17 protein-coding genes are annotated in these 16,202 nt (G+C 69.1%); 11 read left to right on the plus strand and 6 right to left on the minus strand.

Going from position 1 to position 16,202, the window contains the following annotated elements; translation table 11 throughout:
* Nucleotides 1-27: 27 nt before the first annotated feature.
* Nucleotides 28-1,704, minus strand: coding sequence for a sensor histidine kinase (locus AC1DGC_RS13215; RefSeq protein ID WP_394162208.1), 1,677 nt, complete (start codon nucleotides 1,702-1,704; stop codon nucleotides 28-30).
* Between the two features lie 224 nt (nucleotides 1,705-1,928).
* Here AC1DGC_RS13215 and AC1DGC_RS13220 point away from each other — a divergent pair, with 224 nt between their 5' ends.
* The 3 genes from AC1DGC_RS13220 to AC1DGC_RS13230 all read left to right on the plus strand — a co-directional run bounded on the left by AC1DGC_RS13220 (nucleotide 1,929) and on the right by AC1DGC_RS13230 (nucleotide 4,230).
* Entirely contained in the window at nucleotides 1,929-2,900 is a 972-nt protein-coding gene (locus AC1DGC_RS13220; protein WP_478048050.1) for a helix-turn-helix domain-containing protein, read from the plus strand.
* A gap of 171 nt (nucleotides 2,901-3,071) precedes the next feature.
* Nucleotides 3,072-3,722, plus strand: coding sequence for a response regulator transcription factor (locus tag AC1DGC_RS13225; RefSeq protein ID WP_478048051.1), 651 nt, complete (start codon nucleotides 3,072-3,074; stop codon nucleotides 3,720-3,722).
* 112 nt (nucleotides 3,723-3,834) lie between these two features.
* Complete coding sequence (locus tag AC1DGC_RS13230; RefSeq protein WP_394162202.1) at nucleotides 3,835-4,230, plus strand: response regulator transcription factor; 396 nt, start codon at nucleotides 3,835-3,837, stop codon at nucleotides 4,228-4,230.
* Between the two features lie 13 nt (nucleotides 4,231-4,243).
* Here the strand turns inward: AC1DGC_RS13230 and AC1DGC_RS13235 are convergent, their stop codons facing one another.
* From AC1DGC_RS13235 to AC1DGC_RS13245, 3 genes are all read right to left on the minus strand, one after another.
* Nucleotides 4,244-4,375, minus strand: a complete 132-nt coding sequence (locus AC1DGC_RS13235) for a hypothetical protein (protein WP_394162200.1) — start codon at nucleotides 4,373-4,375, stop codon at nucleotides 4,244-4,246.
* 79 nt (nucleotides 4,376-4,454) lie between these two features.
* Complete coding sequence (locus AC1DGC_RS13240) at nucleotides 4,455-6,368, minus strand: DUF885 domain-containing protein (protein WP_478048188.1); 1,914 nt, start codon at nucleotides 6,366-6,368, stop codon at nucleotides 4,455-4,457.
* A gap of 97 nt (nucleotides 6,369-6,465) precedes the next feature.
* Nucleotides 6,466-8,253 carry an FAD-binding protein gene (locus AC1DGC_RS13245; protein ID WP_478048052.1) on the minus strand — a complete coding sequence of 596 codons (1,788 nt, stop codon included), beginning with the start codon at nucleotides 8,251-8,253 and terminating at the stop codon, nucleotides 6,466-6,468.
* Nucleotides 8,254-8,501: 248 nt separating this feature from the next.
* On the opposite strand from AC1DGC_RS13245, the gene AC1DGC_RS13250 reads away from it, so the two are divergent.
* The 4 genes from AC1DGC_RS13250 to AC1DGC_RS13265 all read left to right on the plus strand — a co-directional run bounded on the left by AC1DGC_RS13250 (nucleotide 8,502) and on the right by AC1DGC_RS13265 (nucleotide 12,310).
* Nucleotides 8,502-9,050, plus strand: a complete 549-nt coding sequence (locus AC1DGC_RS13250; protein ID WP_478048053.1) for a hypothetical protein — start codon at nucleotides 8,502-8,504, stop codon at nucleotides 9,048-9,050.
* A gap of 71 nt (nucleotides 9,051-9,121) precedes the next feature.
* Nucleotides 9,122-9,616 carry a hypothetical protein gene (locus AC1DGC_RS13255; protein ID WP_259202842.1) on the plus strand — a complete coding sequence of 165 codons (495 nt, stop codon included), beginning with the start codon at nucleotides 9,122-9,124 and terminating at the stop codon, nucleotides 9,614-9,616.
* 46 nt (nucleotides 9,617-9,662) lie between these two features.
* The gene (locus AC1DGC_RS13260; protein ID WP_478048054.1) at nucleotides 9,663-10,565 is read left to right on the plus strand and encodes an alpha/beta hydrolase; all 903 of its coding nucleotides are present in this window, start codon (nucleotides 9,663-9,665) and stop codon (nucleotides 10,563-10,565) included.
* Between the two features lie 200 nt (nucleotides 10,566-10,765).
* Entirely contained in the window at nucleotides 10,766-12,310 is a 1,545-nt protein-coding gene (locus AC1DGC_RS13265; protein ID WP_478048055.1) for an arylsulfatase, read from the plus strand.
* Nucleotides 12,311-12,376: 66 nt separating this feature from the next.
* Here the strand turns inward: AC1DGC_RS13265 and AC1DGC_RS13270 are convergent, their stop codons facing one another.
* The gene (locus AC1DGC_RS13270; RefSeq protein ID WP_394162192.1) at nucleotides 12,377-12,826 is read right to left on the minus strand and encodes a lysozyme inhibitor LprI family protein; all 450 of its coding nucleotides are present in this window, start codon (nucleotides 12,824-12,826) and stop codon (nucleotides 12,377-12,379) included.
* A gap of 14 nt (nucleotides 12,827-12,840) precedes the next feature.
* Entirely contained in the window at nucleotides 12,841-13,122 is a 282-nt protein-coding gene (locus AC1DGC_RS13275) for a hypothetical protein (RefSeq protein WP_394162190.1), read from the minus strand.
* A gap of 234 nt (nucleotides 13,123-13,356) precedes the next feature.
* Here AC1DGC_RS13275 and AC1DGC_RS13280 point away from each other — a divergent pair, with 234 nt between their 5' ends.
* The 4 genes from AC1DGC_RS13280 (at nucleotide 13,357) to AC1DGC_RS13295 (ending at nucleotide 16,119) form a co-directional block, all read left to right on the plus strand.
* A complete protein-coding gene (locus tag AC1DGC_RS13280) occupies nucleotides 13,357-13,686 on the plus strand; it encodes a hypothetical protein (RefSeq protein ID WP_478048056.1) in 330 nt (109 codons plus the stop codon).
* 322 nt (nucleotides 13,687-14,008) lie between these two features.
* Nucleotides 14,009-14,242: a hypothetical protein gene (locus AC1DGC_RS13285; RefSeq protein ID WP_394162187.1), complete on the plus strand. Its 234-nt coding sequence runs from the start codon at nucleotides 14,009-14,011 to the stop codon at nucleotides 14,240-14,242.
* 147 nt (nucleotides 14,243-14,389) lie between these two features.
* Nucleotides 14,390-14,806 carry a DUF2231 domain-containing protein gene (locus AC1DGC_RS13290; RefSeq protein WP_259202834.1) on the plus strand — a complete coding sequence of 139 codons (417 nt, stop codon included), beginning with the start codon at nucleotides 14,390-14,392 and terminating at the stop codon, nucleotides 14,804-14,806.
* Complete coding sequence (locus tag AC1DGC_RS13295) at nucleotides 14,803-16,119, plus strand: PQQ-dependent sugar dehydrogenase (protein ID WP_478048057.1); 1,317 nt, start codon at nucleotides 14,803-14,805, stop codon at nucleotides 16,117-16,119. Before AC1DGC_RS13290 ends, AC1DGC_RS13295 begins: the two co-directional genes overlap by 4 nt.
* Nucleotides 16,120-16,202: the final 83 nt, after the last annotated feature.

Raw genomic sequence — 16,202 nt, forward strand, 5'->3', positions numbered from 1 at the left:
GTTCCTACCTGCGCGGCGACAGTAAAACTACTGTCTGTCGCCTGGATGCGGGCCCGCGGCCAGCGGGAACCGCACCTCGATGCGGGTGCCGCCGAGTGGGCTGCGGTCTACCGCGAGCGTACCGCCAAGCAGGCGCGCGCGTTCTTCCATGCTGATCATGCCCAGCCCCGGCGCCAGCGAGCGGCTGCACGGCGCGGGCATGCCGCGGCCATCGTCGTCCACACGCAGGACCAGATCCTGGCCACGCACCGCGACCAGCACCTCGGCCAGCCGGGCCTGGGCGTGCCGGTCCACGTTGTTGAGCGCTTCCTGCACGATCCGGAACAGGCTCAGTTCCTGGTCGCCCTGCAACGGCGGCGTATCTTCGATGCGGCAGCGCAGGCGCAGCGTGCCGCGTGCGTTGCGCTTGATGCAGAACGCATCCAGCGCGCTGGCCAGCCCGGTGAAGCGCAGGATGCTCGGATGCAGTTCGTGGGAGATCGAGCGGATGTCGTTGGAGACCGCGAGCAGGTTTTCCTGCAGTTCCACCATCGCGGCGCGCTCGCTCGGGGCCACCTGGTGGCGCAAGCCGCTGAGGCGGATCGAGATCGCGGCGAGCGACTGGTTCACGTCGTCGTGCAGGTCGCGCGCGATCCGCGTGCGTTCTTCTTCCTGCACCACCAGCATGCGCCCGGTGACTTCGCCGAGCCGGCGGTAGGCCTGTTGCAGTTGCAGGTGGTTGGAAAGTTTCTGCTCGGACAGGGCACCCAGGAACAGCAGCGCAAAGCCGGTGCCCAGCGTCCAGGCCTGCGCGGGCAGCAGGTCGTGGCCCGGCGCGGGCGCGGCGAAGGGCCCCATGCCCAGCATGCCCAGCTGCATGCCCAGCACCGCCACCACCAGCATGCTCAGGCTGGCCCCGCTCACCCCGAACACGATCAGGGCCCATACCAGCAACGGAATGGGGGCCACCGCCAGCAGCGGGGTCAGCGCGCCCGGCGGCCAATCCACCTGCCACAACAGCGCCAACGCGCCGAGCAGGGTCACGGCCAGTACGATGCTGCGCCAGTGCCAGCCATGCCGCCGCTCGGGGCTGCGCAGCAGGCGGGCCAGGCTGACGACCGCGGGCACGATCAGCAGGTAGCTGACGCTGCCGCACAGCGCGGCCGAACGCAGGTCCGGATGCGGCAGCGCGCCGATTGCGCGGGTGCCCACTACCTGTTGCCAGCCGGCGCTGCACAGCGGCAGTGCGATGCAGGCCAGCAGCAGAAACCAGGCGATATCCAGATAGCCTTCCAGCGCGGAGTGCGCGCCGCGCCAGCGCAGCAGCAGCGCGGCCACCCCCAGCACCAACGCGATTTCGCCCAGGCTGGCGAGCAGGCGCACGACCGCGGTATCGGGCACCAGCGCCGCGCCCAGCACGGTGCCAGCGCAGGCGGCCAGTACGCAGGTCCGCCACGCCGCGCGCGGCGTGCACAGCAACCAGCCCAGCAACAGCGGCCCGGGCAGCCACAGCACGTGCAGGCGCAGGCCGGGTACCACGCTGACATTGGGCAGCAGCTGGCCGAGCAGGCAGGCGGCCAGCAGCGGCGCGCCGCAGGTGAAGATGGTGCGCAGATCAGGTGAGGGGCGCGTAGAGATCTCGTCGTGGGCGTCGCTGGAGCGGGGGACGCCGGGGTCCACGGGCTCGATGCCGATCGGCTTGACGGGGCTCGCAACCTGGACCATGCACCTCTGCACACGTTGGCTGGGACGGTTGGGGCGTACGCGGATGCATCCCCGGCTCGACCACGCCATTCTTCGGCATGCCACTGCAGGTCTGCGTCCGTGCGTGGATGGGCGCGTGCAGGCGGTGCTTGTCGGCGCTGCCCAACGGCCCCACAATCGCGCCGATCTAAGCACGTCCGTCGTACACCTGCTATCCGATTTCCGACCTGCTCCAGGGAGTTGGCATGGACGAACCGATGGCGCCGTATACCCGCTTCGTGGTCGATGGCTTTGATGCCGATGCATTGCTCGGCGTGGTCCGCGATACCCGCTTCGAGCAGCGCCTGCTCGGTGCCGGGCATTTCCGCGCCTGCCTGCAGCGGCTGGTGTTTCCCGAGTTCAGCCTGGACAGCGGGGCCTATTCGTCGCCGATCTTCGCCAGTGGCAGCTTTGGCGCAGGCTTGATCGCGTTGGCGATGGCGGTGTCCTGCACGCAGCCGATGTGGGCCAACGGACGCTGGATCGGCGCCGGCCAGGTGATGGTCTTTGCCGAGGACAGTGAGTTGAACGTGCGGCCCAGCCCGGGAGGCTGGCAATGGGCGGTGCTGCTGATCCCGCGCGAGGTCCTGCAGCGCGGCGCACTGCAGCGGGTAGGCCGCGAACTGCGCCTGCCCAGCCATGGCTGGTACAGCCGTGCGGCCGCGCCGGCCGACGCACAGGCGCTGCGCGATGGCGTGGGCAGCGTGCTGGGCAGCGCGGCCTCGCACCAGGGCCTGCTCAGTGCGGCGCAGGTGCAGGCACAGGGCGAACTGCTGCTGGGCGTGTTCATCGATGCGGTGTACGCCAGCGACAGCGGGCCGGAGAGCCGGGCGGTCGGCAACTGGGTGGAGCGGCAGCGCGATGCGATCGTGCGCCGCGCCGAGCGCTACCTGAAGACACAGCTGGACCGTGCGTTCGACAGCCGCGGCCTCGCACTGGCCCTGGGCGTGGGCGAGCGGCAGTTGGAGCGCCTGTTCCGTGATGTCTACGGCCACGGGCCCTGCCACTGGCACCAGATGGCGCGGCTCAACCTGGCGCGCAGTGCGCTGCTTCAGGCGGGTCGCAATGACAGCGTGACCGACATTGCGACGCGCTGCGGATTCTCCCATTTGGGGCGCTTTTCTGTGACGTACCGCAATGTCTTTGGAGAATGTCCACGCGACACCCTGCGTACGTGATCGGCAGTCGCGGCCGGCCACGTCGCCGCCTCACAATCTCGTCACGGTAAGGCTCGCATGGTCAGCGCGCTGCACGCCTGCGTGCACTGCGCTCCGGCATCGCCGCCGGTCGCACTACCAAGGGTGCCGCGACTCAATCAGGGGATGATTGATACCGACGGAGACATCGCAATGAGCGTGATGTGTGAGCGTTCGCTTTCAACGCAGTTCCGCAGGGTCGTGGTGGCCGACGACCACATGCTGGTGGCGCAGGGCATCGAACGGCTGCTGACCGATACGTTCGCCACCGTCGAACTGGTGGCCTCGGGCGAGCAGCTGGTCGAATCGGTGCGGCGCGATCCCCCCGACGTGGTGGTGACCGACATCAGCATGCCGGGCATGAGTGGCATCGATGCGATGCGCCTGATGCGTGGCGAAGGCTACGCGATGCCGTTCGTGTTCCTGACCATGCACGATGAGTCCAGCGTCGCGGCCGAGGCCATCCGTGCGGGTGCCCGCGGCTACATCCTGAAGAGTTCAGCCGGCGACGAACTGATGCGCGCCCTGGCCGGCATCATGGACGGGCAGACCTACGTCACCCCGACCCTGGCCGCCAACGCCATCGTGTGCTCGGGCCGACCGGCGTACACCCTGACCGAAAAACAGCTGCGCATCCTCGAGTACGTGGCACTGGGCCTGCGCTCCAAGCAGATCGCCTACGAACTGGGCGTGTCGGTGCGCACGATCGAGTCGCACAAGTACGTGATCATGCAGGAGTTGGGGGTGCACGGCACCCTGGAGCTGGTGCGCAAGGCCGAGCAGGAAGGCCTGATCCGGCATTGAGCGGCCACGGGGGGCGGCAAGTAGATTTGCTTGCCGCCACCCGGTTGTTTTTCCCTTGTTCGCCCCTCCGGGCGCGCCCACCATCGGTCCACGTGTCGAACGGGCAGAAGCCATGAATGCGCTCCGTGTGCTGCTGGCCGAGGATGGATGTGCGATGGGGCGCCAGCTCCGTGGCCTGCTGTGCCAGCAGTTCGATGTCATCGGCCTGGTGCAGGATGGCGAATCACTGGTCCAGGCGTCGGTGGCCATGCTCCCGGACGTGATCGTCACCGATATCGCCATGCCCGGGCTGAGCGGGCTGGAAGCCGCACGCCGGCTGCGCGCGCAGCGGCCCGTGCTGGGCGTGGTGTTCATCACCGTGCATGCCGAGCTGCAGATGGTGCGCCATGCGATGGGGCTGGGCGTATGCAGCTATGTGTTGAAGGCCGATGCGGGCGACGACCTGCTGGTGGCGGTGCAGGCGGCGCTGGAGGGCACGCCCTTCGTATCGCGCTCGCTGCAGCGCTGAGCGCGCCGCCCGCTCAAACCAGGATACCGACCAGCTTCTTCACCAGCTCATCCACGGACATGGCCATCAGTGCCAGCGGCAGCAGCAGCGCGGCATACAGCGCGACCCACAGCAGGTTCCAGCGGTTGAACGGTACCACCGACATCCGTGCAAGGCCTTGGTAGACCCTGCTGAAATGCGCGCAAGCCGATGCATCGCCGTGGTCAACGTCATGCCGGCGCTGCTCAGGGGGCCCGGTGCGGGTCCGCGCCACCGGCGGCAATCCACGCATCCACCGCCTGGCCGACCACCGTCATCGGCATCGCACCATTGCCCAGGACCAGGTCGTGGAAGGCGCGGATGTCGAAGCGTGGCCCCAGTTGTTTCTGCGCGCGTGCACGCAGCGCCACCAGTTGCAGCTGGCCCATCTTGTACGAGCTGGCCTGGCCGGGTTGCACGAGGTAGCGGTTGATCTCCACCCGCACCTCGCTGGCCTTCATGCCGGTCTTTTCCTGCATGTACGCGGCCGCCTGGTCGGGTGTCCAGCGCTTACGGTGCAGGCCGGTGTCCACCACCAGCCGCACCGAGCGGAACATCTCGGCCTGCAACCGGCCGAGGTCGCCGGCCGGGTCGTCCTTGTAGACGCCGGCCTCGGCCATCAACTGCTCGGCATACAGCGCCCAGCCTTCGCTGAAGGCGCTGGGGTTGAGGCTGCGCCGCAGCAGCGGCAGGTCGGTGAGGGTCTGTCCGATCGAAATCTGGAAGTGGTGGCCGGGCGAGCCCTCATGGTAGGTGAGGGTGGGAATGCTCCAGCGGGTGTTTGCGTCGATGTCGCCGAGATTGATGAAGAACGTGCCCGGCCGCGAGCCGTCCATCGCCGGCGGGTAGTAATAGCCGCCTGGCGAGGTGGCCTGCATGTGGGCCGGTACCGGCATGACCACCAGCTGCTGCGGCGGCAGGTGGCCGAACCAGCGTGGCAGGATCGGGTCCAGGTCGCGCAGCCGTTGCTGGATGTCGCCCAGCAGCTGCGCGCGCCCGGCATCGCTGTCGGCATAGCGGTAGCGCGGGTCTTCGCGTAGCTGCTGCACGCGCGCGGCCACGCTGCCGTCGCGCAGGCCGAGCTGGCTCAGCCGTGCATCCATCTGCTTTTCCAGCCGCGCCACTTCGTCCAGCCCGATCTGGTGGATCGCATCGGCATCCAGGTCGGTACTGGTGTACCAGCGCAGCGCAGCGTCGTAGTAGGCCTTGCCCTGCGGCAATGCCCATACGCCCTTGTTGCCAAGGTGGCGCGCCTGCAATCGGGTCACATCGTCCAGCAGCCGCTGGTACCCGGGATTGACCGCATCCGCCACTGCACGTGTGGCCTGTTCGACCAGCGCGGCACGGCGGGTGGCGGTGATGGCCGGTACCTTCTCCAGCTTGCGCTGCAGCGATTGCACCCACAGGCTGTCCTTCGGCGCGGGGGTGAGCAGGGCGCGGAACTGGTCCGCGGCGCCTTGCAGCGCCACCTCGGGCGGCACCACGCCCTGCGCGGCCTGCATGTCCACGTTGGCCCGCACCTGGTCCAGCTTGGGCCCCATCGCCTGCAGCCGGGCGATGTAGTGGGCCGCGCTGGTCTCATCGGTGACGGCGTGCTGGTTGTCCATGAACTGGGGCAGGTTCACCGGCAGGCTGAACAACTGGTCTACGGCATAGGTGCTGCCGCCCACCGGGAGCCACGCCGCCGACCATGGCACCGCCATCAGGTCGATCTGGGTCTGGTAGAACCAGCGCGCCAGGCCATCGCTCAGCTGCTGCTGCGCATCCAGCGGCGCGCCGCGCCACTGCGTGATCGCCGCCAGGTTGTCGGCCAGGAAGCGGCGGTTGACCTCGCGCTGGCCCAGCGATACATCCGTGAGCCGGTCGGAGCTGTCGGCCTGGCCGTCGCCACTGATGCCGAGCATCGTGCGCAGCTCGGGATCGGCGTTGATCGCGGCCATGGTCTGCGCATCGAGCAACCCATTGAACGAAACCGGTGTTGGCGGGCCGGCGACGGTTGCCGGCGGCATCGCCGCGGCGGCCGGCGCCTGGGCGTGCGTCGCCGGTGCGCCGAGTGCGAGCGCGGTACCGATGGCGAGCGACAACAGGGCAGGCAGGGCGGAAGCGGTCGGAATCGGCATCACGGGACATCTCCGGTGGCGGGCGGCGCGGGCTGCACGCAGGCTACGCCAGCCGGCCCCAACCTGCACGCGGCCCCCGAGGGGAACCGCTTGGCTGTCAGCCCGCGCGCCGCTCGAAACCATCGCCGCTCCAGTCCTCGCTGCCCACACCGTGATGGATCACGAACAGGCCGTCCGGATCGTAGCGGCGCTTGGCCGCCAGCAGGCGCGGGTAGTGCGGCCCCCAGAACGCCTGCTGCCAGTCGGCCTGGAAGTAGTCTGACTCGGACACATAGGCCGGTGCGTGGGGCACCACCGCACTGAGTGCGTCGTAGGCGCGGCGCGTGCGCAGTGCGCCGCGGCGCGCATCCGGCTCGTCCACCGCGCCGCCGCAGCCGGGGTAGACCGGGCCGCCCGCATTGCCGATCAGCGCCAGCGCAAAGGCATCCAGCACGGCCGGGTGGGTGGCGGTCCCGGCGCTGGCGGCGAGCGCGTCGGCCGGTGCACCGAACAACCCCTTGTTGCAGTGCAGGCCCACGTCCATGTGCTCGGCCGCCGCACAGAGCGCATCGGCGGCGGTCTCGACGCGGTCCTCGCCCAGCAGCGCCGACGGCATCCACGCCGAGGCATAGCCATGCAGGAACCAGCCGACCTGGCCCTGGTCGCCCTTCCACAGCATGTGCCGGGGCGGCGCGCCGGCGCGCGTGTCGTCGGCGATGAGCCGGGGCGCGTGCTGGCGGAAGAAATCGGCGTCCCAGAAGTCCCGCGCCGGCATCGCCAGCGCCTGGAGCGGCTCGCGCACGGTGTAGCCCGCACGTGACTGGATCCACGCCAGCAGCGGCTGCCACGTGGCCTCCGCCGTTTGGCGGTCCAGACCCTGGAACACCATCGAGATGGACAGCACGCGGTCGCCGCCGAAGGTGATCTGTTCGCCCCAGTGCGGGTTGCACAAGGCCTCGCGGTAGAAGCGCAGCACCTGGGCGGCCAACGCGCGCCAGCTGGCATCGCTGTCGGCCTGCACCTTGAGCGACACCCCGCCGAAGGTGGCGGGCAGGGCATGCGTTTTCAGGGTCAGCCGGGTGACGATGCCGAAGCTGGCCGCGCAGCCGCCCTTCAATGCCCAGAACAGCTCCGGGTCCTGGTCGGCGTTGACCACCCGCACCTTGCCGTCGGCGGTGACCACCTCGGCCTCCAGCAGGCTGGCGGCGGCGCTGCCGAAGGCCTTGGAGAAGCTGCCGAAGCCGCCGCCGCTGACCAGCCCGGCAACCCCCACCGAGGTGCAACCACCGCCCTGCACATAGCGCCCGCCGTGGGTGGTTACCGCGTCGTAGGCGTCGATCCACATCGCCCCGGCGCCCACGCTTGCCGCCGGTTGAGGTGCCGTGCCGGGCCGCGCGCCCTGCGGCACGAAGGCGTCATGCAGCTGCACCTGGTTCATCGCCCGGGTCCAGACCAGCAGCGAGTCCGGCGCGCACGAGGTGCCGTGATAACTGTGGCCGCCGCCCTTGACCACCAACCGCACGCGGTGCTGCCGCGCGAAGCGGACTGCGGCGGCGACATCGGCGCTGTCGCGGGCGCTCACCATCTGTGCGCTGGGCACCGAACGCCAGGCACCGAAGTAGCCGCTGGTCTGGGTGAGGGCAGGTTGGTCGCCGATGTAGAACGGGTTGTGGATCTGGGCCATGGCCTCGGCGTGCGTGGCCGCGTCGCCCAGGAACGGCGATTGCGGCACCGACAGGCGCCCGCCGACGGCGCGCGACAACTGATCCCACTGGTCGGCGCCTGGCCAGCCGGCGGTACCGGGCCGCACCCGCGACCAGGGGCCGTCTGGCGCGGCAGCGGCCTTGAGCACCAGCGGCATCAGGGGCAGGGCCAGGCTGGCCTTGAGGCAGTCACGTCGTTTCATCGGGGGCATTCCTTGGCGCAGGCAATCGGGATGACCGTGAGTGTGTGCCCGCCACGCCCCGCCGTCATTGGGCCGGGGACGGAGGGAGGGGCGCGGTGACCAGTGGCGGGTGGGCAGGGACGAGTGGCCGCTGCGCCCGGATCGCCGCCCGACCCTGGGTGGCCTGGCCTGCATTACGCCGGGGGCCGGGCGCGGCAAAGTAAGCTCGCCGCCTGGCGCGGGGACGGCGCTGTCACCGGGGACGGCCGATGGCCATGGCACTGATCGCGTTGCTCCTGCTCGAGCTGCTCCTGCAGGGCTTCTGGAATGCCGCCTATTGGGGCGCGGGCATCGTGGTGTTCAAGCACTCCCTGCCGGCCACGGCGGCCGCACGCAACCAGCTTGCGCTGGGCAGCCTGCAGCACGATGTCGACCCGGCGGGCTGGCTGCCGCTGGCGTTCCACGCCTTGCCCGATGGCAGCATGGCGTTCCGTGAACGCTGGGGCGCGAGTTTCGCGCGGCGCTACTACCCGGTCATGCGCGGCCGGATCATCGTCGATGCCCGGCGTCGCCAGGTGCGGGTGCTGGGGCTGTGCAACTGGAACGTGGTGGCCATCGCGCTGTCGTCGGTGCCGGTGGCGGTCGCGCATCCCGCGTCGGCCGCGCTGCTGCTCCTGCTGCCGCTGTTCGGGGTGAGCTACGCGTTGCAGCGGCGGCGTTTCGTGGCCGTGGTCGAGGCGCTGCGCGAGCAACTGGACACCGACCGCTCGGTGGAGGCGATCCTGGACGCACGCCTGCTGGCCCGACGCCCGCGCTGATACGCCCCGGCCTGCACCGCAGGTAGACTTTCCTGCTCGATCCTCATTGCCTGATGCCCAGGCCGCCGCCCATGACTGTTCCCTCACCCCCCACGAACCGCCGCACACAACTGGCCGACGCGATGCAGGCGGCGGGCTGCGTCGATCCCCGCGACTGGGTGAGCAGCGAGCTTGACGAGAACATCCCGCAGTTCGCGCGGTTCCTGCTGCTGCGTGATGTGCACCATCTGGCCGATGCCGTGCAGGACACGCTTGCCGAGGCGGTGTACGACCGGCCGGATCTGCAGGACACCTTGACTGCCCTGCAGGCGGCCGTGGCGCCTGCGGCGCTGGAGGCGCTGCTGCTGGCCTACGGCCGGGCGCTGGGCAACGGGTTCGTGATGACGCTCGACGACGGCGCGATGGCGCAGGGCGCGGACACGCCGGGCTGGCAACTGATGGAGACCGATGCCGACGGCGAGCCCACCGGCCGCCTGGTGCAGGGCCTGCACGAGGACTACCTGGATTTCGACGGGGCTTACCAGCCACTCGCACGCGCGCCTTGCGGCACCCCCGGCGATGCGTGAGCGCTTGCGCCGCTGCGCACTGGCGGGCCTGGTAGCCTGCCTGGGGGTGACAGCAGCGTCCGCTGCCGAGGCTGCCACGCCCGCTGCATGGACGCCGCCCGCTGGGCTGGCCCAGGTTGCGCTGTGGCCCAACGGCGCGCCCGACGCTGCCCAGGCGGCGGCGCCCAGCGAGTCGGTGACCGCGGTCAGCGCGCCGGGCGGGCACGGCTACCTGGCGGTCGCCAACGTCAGCGTGCCCACCCTGACCATCGTGCCGCCGAAGGGCGTGGCAACCGACGCGGCGATCATCGTCTTCCCTGGCGGCGGCTTCAGCATCCTCGCCATCGATATCGAAGGCACGGAGATCTGCGATTGGGTGACCTCGCGCGGCATCACCTGCGTACTGGTGAAGTACCGCGTGCCCGGCGGCAACCACTACTGGAACAAGGACTGCAACTGCCACATCACGCCCCCGGTGCCGTTCGCGCTGCAGGACGCGCAGCGGGCGATCCGGCTGGTGCGCTCGCGTGCCGGCGGGCTCGGCGTGAACCCGGCGAAGATCGGCGTCATCGGATTTTCGGCCGGCGGTTATCTGGTCGCGCAGACCAGCAACCAGCTTGCGCCGCGCTACCGCGCCGTGGATGCGGTGGACCAGGTGAGCAGTCGCCCGGATTTCGCCATCGCGCTCTATCCGGGGCACCTGTGTCGCGCCGGCGGCACCCTCGATCCCGGCTTGACGGTCACCGCCGAGGCGCCGCCGACCTTCCTGCTGCAGGCGTGGGACGACCCGGTCGACAAGATCTGCAACAGCACGGTGTATGCCCGAGCGCTCGACGAGGCCGGGGTGCCGGCCGAGGTGCACCTGTTTGCCAGCGGCGGGCATGCATTCGGCGTGCGGCCCAGCGCACAGCCGGTGTCTGCGTGGCCGGCCCTGGTGGAACAGTGGCTCAAGGGCCTCAAGGTGCTCTGAGCTGGGGGCCCATGCAGCAATGTTGGGAGCTGAAGCGTCGCACTGAATGCGGGCAGGACGCCGCGTGCCGAGCACTGCCTGGCCGACCGCCGCCCAGGGTGGGCGAGACGAAGACTTACTGAGGCCCGCTAAGTAGAAACACGCTGGCTGCATCGGCGCACGACGAGGACCATCAAGCCACCCCGTCCCCGGAGACTTGCATGGCCAGCGCATCCAAAAAGCCCAACATCCTCGTGATCTGGGGCGACGACATCGGCATCTCCAATCTGAGCTGCTATACCCACGGATTGATGGGCTACCAGACCCCCAATATCGATCGCCTGGCCAACGAGGGCATGCTGTTCACCGACGCGTATGGCGAGCAATCCTGCACCGCGGGCCGGTCCTCCTTCATCACCGGCCAGAGCGTGCTGCGCACCGGCCTGTCCAAGGTCGGCATCCCCAGCGCGCCGGTGGGCATGAACGAAAAAATCGTGACGATCGCCGCGCTGCTGAAGAACGAGGGGTATACCACCGGCCAGTTCGGCAAGAACCACCTGGGCGACCTCAACCACATGCTGCCCACCAACCACGGCTTCGATGAGTTCTACGGCAACCTCTACCACCTCAATGCCGAGGAAGAGCCGGAGATGTACGACTACTTCCCCGAGAAGGAGTTCGGCAAGTTCATCGACACCATCAAGCCGCGCGGGGTGATCCACAGCTTCGCCACCGATGCCGATGACAGCACCGAGCAGCCGCGCTGGGGCAAGGTGGGCAAGCAGAAGATCGAGGATACCGGCCCGCTGGACCGCAAGCGCATGCTCACCTGCGATGACGACTTCGCCGAGCGCGCCAAGGGGTTCATCAAGGAGGCCAACGACGAAGACACGCCGTTCTTCGTCTGGGTCAACTTCACCCACATGCACCTGTATACCCACACCAAGCCGGAAAGCCTGGGCCAGGCCGGGCGCTGGCAGTCGCCGTACCACGACACCATGATCGACCACGACAAGAACGTGGGCTCGCTGCTGGACTACCTGGACGAACTGGGCATCGCCGATGACACGCTGGTGGTGTACTCCACCGACAATGGCCCGCACCGCAACTCGTGGCCCGATGGCGGCATGACCCCGTTCCGCAGCGAGAAGGACACCAACTGGGAGGGCGCGTTCCGCATCCCGCTGGTGGTGCGTTACCCCGGCAAGATCAAGCCGGGCACGATCTCCAACGACATCGTGCAGCACCATGACTGGCTGCCCACGTTCCTGGAGCTGGCCGGCAACAAGACCGTCGTGGATGACCTGAAGAAGGGCGTCAAGGCCATCGGGCGCACCTACAAGAACCACATCGACGGGGTGAGCCTGCTGCCGCGCCTGACCGGCAAGGCGGATGCCTCCCCGCGCAACCTGTTCGTCTACATCTCCGACGATGGCGACATGCTGGGCATCCGCTACGACAACTGGAAAGTGACGTTCATGGAACAGCGCTGCAAGGGCACCATGCAGCTCTGGGGCGAACCGTTCACGGCCATGCGCATTCCCAAGATCTACAACCTGCGCACCGACCCGTACGAGTTCGCCGATGTCACCTCCAACACGTACTGGGACTGGTACATCAACCACGTCTACATCGTCTACGGTGCGATCGCGTTGCTGACCAGGTTCAACGAAACCTTCATCGACTTCCCCAAGATCCAGAAGCCGAACACATTCACCGCCGACCAGGCCATCGAAAAGCTGCAGGATGCGGTGGCCAGCAAGTAACGCTGGCTGCCACACCTGGCTGCGCTGCGCGGCGGCAACGTCGCGCAGCGACCGCTGCCGGCGCCGTTACCGGCCGCCGATCGGATAGGAGCCGGCGCACACGTCGCCTTCCTCGGTTCCATCCAGCCATTGCCTGAGCTGCTTCACGCGGTCGCGGGTGAGCAGTTCGTACTCGCTGCTCTGGCACATCGGCAACACGCTGCCGGCATTGCGGGGATCGGGGAAGCGGGCGGCGATCTGTGCGTCGCGGAAGGCAAGCCAGGCACGCTGGGCGGCCTTGAACCGGGTCACGAAGGCGGTCTCGGCGGCATTGGCCGCCAGCACCTGGGCATACACCCGGTTGAGCTCGTCGTCGGCGGCCTTGGCACCGATCCCGGCGCACTGGTTGAGCCCGACCTGCGACTGGTTCGGGCTGTCGCAGGCCATGCCATCGGAGGTTCTCGCCGCGGCCTGCGCGGCACCCGCGCCCGGCACGCCGCAACTGGCCACGGCCAGCAGAATCAGGAGCGATTTCATCACAGAAGGTCTCCTCAGCCGCGGTAACCGCGGACGCGCATGCACGTCTTGATCAGGTCGGACTTCTCCATGCCCCGCACCACGCCGTCGCCCACCGCGTCATCGGTGCTGCGCGGCGCCCTGCCATCCCCCACGGTGGCCTTGGAGGCGTCGTAATCGCATTCGGCAAGGTCCTGCTGCTTCTGCGCCTCGCTGGCGCCCGGCTTGCTCCAGCGCTTGATCTGGGCAGTGCCGCAGCCGGCGCTGAGCAGGGTGGCACACAGCAGTATCGTGACGCCGGGGAGTCGGCTGTACATACGCATTCCTGGCAGGAGGGAAGGGCGATGTTGCACGGGCGTATTACCGCGCCCGGGCAATGATCGGCCCGTGAAAGCAGCAGGGCGGCAGCGGTCGGCAGGGGTCCGCTCCGGAGCCACGGCTGCACCCGCCGGCGCCTCGTCCCCAGCCCGGGTACCCGCGTGCCAACGTGTGGCCAACGGTGTCGGCTGCAGGTGATACCCGCGCCCAGGGAAGGGAAAAGGAAGGCCGCGATGCTGATGATGTGCGTGGGGTTGATCGTGATGGCGTTGGCCTATCTGCTGACGGCCAGGGACACATCGGGTCCCCGTCGGTGGATCGGGATCGCGTTCATCGCCAGCGTGGCGCCGGTATTTTTCTGGCTCGGCGCATTCTCCCGGCAGGTCGACGCGGGCCTGTGCTACACCAGCGCGATCCAGTCCATCGCCGCTGCGGTCGCGCGCACCGACCATCCGCAGGCGCTGGCCAGACAGATCGAGGCGCTGCCACTGGCCGGCTATGAAACGCGTTGCCCCGAGGTTCGGGACGCGGCCGCCGCGCTTCCCGGTGCCGGCGCGCACTGATCGCGCGGCCAGGTGGCCCACCCACCGATCGCCACTCGCCTGCCGGCCCCATCGGCGCCACGTCCCCCGTCACCGTCGGATGGGCGCATTGGACCCTGCCCGGATGCGCATCCGCCAGGAGCCTGCGATGAACGTGCGTGTCGCCCCAGGATGCAGCACCCGCGTATCAGCGGCGCAGCGGCACCAGAACGACGCGACGCGGCGAGGGCCTGCCGGCACAAGTGGCACGGCGGGATAGAATGCCGGCACAGGCGAGCGATCCGGCCACCCGCGTCGGCGCCGCACAGGGACGGGCATGGAAGAGAAGCACGGTGGAATCTGGATGTTCGCGCCCATCGCGGGCGAGGTGGTGGTGTCCGAGCATTACCGTGCCGAGCCGGAGCGGCTGGAGCGGATCGTGCAGCACGCCGACGGAACCCTGCAGGTGGCGGTGCTGCACAAGGTGGTCGATCCGCAGTGGCGGCTGCCCGTGTGGTCGGTGCTCACGGTGGCGCGGGTGGCGTCGGTGACCGACGCCGAACGCCACCTGGCGGCGAGCGCGGTGCGGCAGTACTGAGCGAGGACACGGTGGCCCACCGGCGCGTGGCGCTGCTGGTGCTGCGGAGGGGCAAGCCTGGCCGCCGCTGGTCGTAGCATCACGCCACGCAGCCGCCGGCGCTGGCAGCATCCAGGCTTCCGTATCCGCGTTCCCGAGGAGACAGCCATGGTGTCCACTGCCGTCCCGCCCCGATCCTGGGCCATCCATCCGTTCCACGCCGCGGTGCTGGGCGGCGTGTTGCCGCTGTTCCTCGGCGCGCTGTTGGCTGATTACGCCTACTGGAGCAGCTACGAAATCCAGTGGGCCAACTTCGCTGCCTGGCTGCTGGTGGGGGCGATGGTGTTCACCACGCTGGCGCTGTTGTGCGGCATCGTCGGCCTGGTCCGGCGCACGCGCCGCCTGGGGTATGTGCTGGTGCTGGCTGCCACCTGGGTGGTCGGCTTCATCAACGCACTGCATCACGCCCGCGACGCCTGGGCGATCATGCCCGGTGCGCTGGTGTGGTCGGTGATCGTTACCGTGCTGGCCTTGCTGGCCACCTGGATCGGGTTTGCCAGCCTGCGCGTGGGAGGTGTGCGATGAACCGCCGTACCGTTCGGATCCTTGCCGTCTCCGTGCTGGCCGCCGCGCTGGCCGCGTGCAGCCAGAAGGCCCCGCCGCTGAACCAGATCGGCGCCACGCCCGAGTTGCCCGCGCCGCACCGTGGCGTGATGCCGGACATGACCATCGCCAAGCCGGCCGCATGGGGCGACCGCGTGCCCACCGTGCCCAACGGCTACCGCGTCAGCGCGATTGCCACCGACCTGGCCATCCCGCGGCAGACCCTGGTGCTGCCCAACGGCGACATCCTGGTGGCCGAGGGACGCGGTGGCAGCGCGCCCAACCTCAAGCCCAAGGACGTGATTGCCGGCAAGATCAAGGCCAAGGGCAATACCGCGGTCAAGAGCGGCAACCGCCTGACCCTGCTGCGCGATGCCGACGGCGACGGCGTGTACGAAATGAAGACGGTATTCGCCGACAAGCTCAACGCGCCCTATGGCCTGGCGATGATCGGCAATGCGATCTACGTCGCCAACCAGGATGCGCTGGTCCGTTTCGACTACCAGCCCGGCCAGACCCTCGCGGCCGCACCGCCGACCAAGGTCACCGACCTGCCGTCGGCCATCAACCACCACTGGACCAAGTCGCTGGCCGCCAGCGCCGATGGCCGCTACCTGTACGTGGGCATCGGCTCCAACAGCAACATCACCGAGCGCGGCATGGCGGTGGAACTGGACCGCGCCCAGGTCTGGCAGATCGACGCCGCCACCGGCGCGCACCGGCCCTTTGCGACCGGCCTGCGCAACCCCACCGCGCTGGCGATCCAACCCGGCACCGGTGCGCTGTGGGCGGTGGTCAACGAGCGCGACGAGATCGGCCCCAACCTGGTGCCCGATTACCTCACCTCGGTGCGCGAGGGCGGCTTCTACGGCTGGCCCTACAGCTACTGGGGCAAGAACGTGGACACCCGGGTGATGCCGCAGAACCCGCAGAAGGTGGCCTCGGCGATCGCGCCGGATTACGCGCTGGGCTCGCACGTGGCCGCGCTCGGCGTGGCGTTCTCCACGCCGGCGATGGGCGCGCCGTTCGCCGACGGGGTGTTCGTCGGCGAACACGGCAGCTGGAACCGCAACCCGCCGGTGGGTTACAAGGTCGTCTTCGTGCCCTTCAGCAACGGGCGTCCGGCGGGCGCGCCGGTCGATGTGGTGTCCGGATTCCGTGGTGAGGATGGCCGCACGCGCGGCCGCCCGGTGGGAGTCACGGTGGACCCGCGCGGGGCACTGATCGTGGCCGACGACCTGGCCAACACGATCTGGCGCATCACCCCCGGCACGGCGCCCGCAGCGCCGCGCTGAGCCACGCTGGGCCGCCTTGCAGGCGCGCACGACGAGGCGCGCCTGTGTTGACGCGGTATTGCCGCGATTGGCGTAAATTGCTG

The sequence above is a fragment of the Stenotrophomonas sp. 05N37 genome (assembly GCF_056397365.1).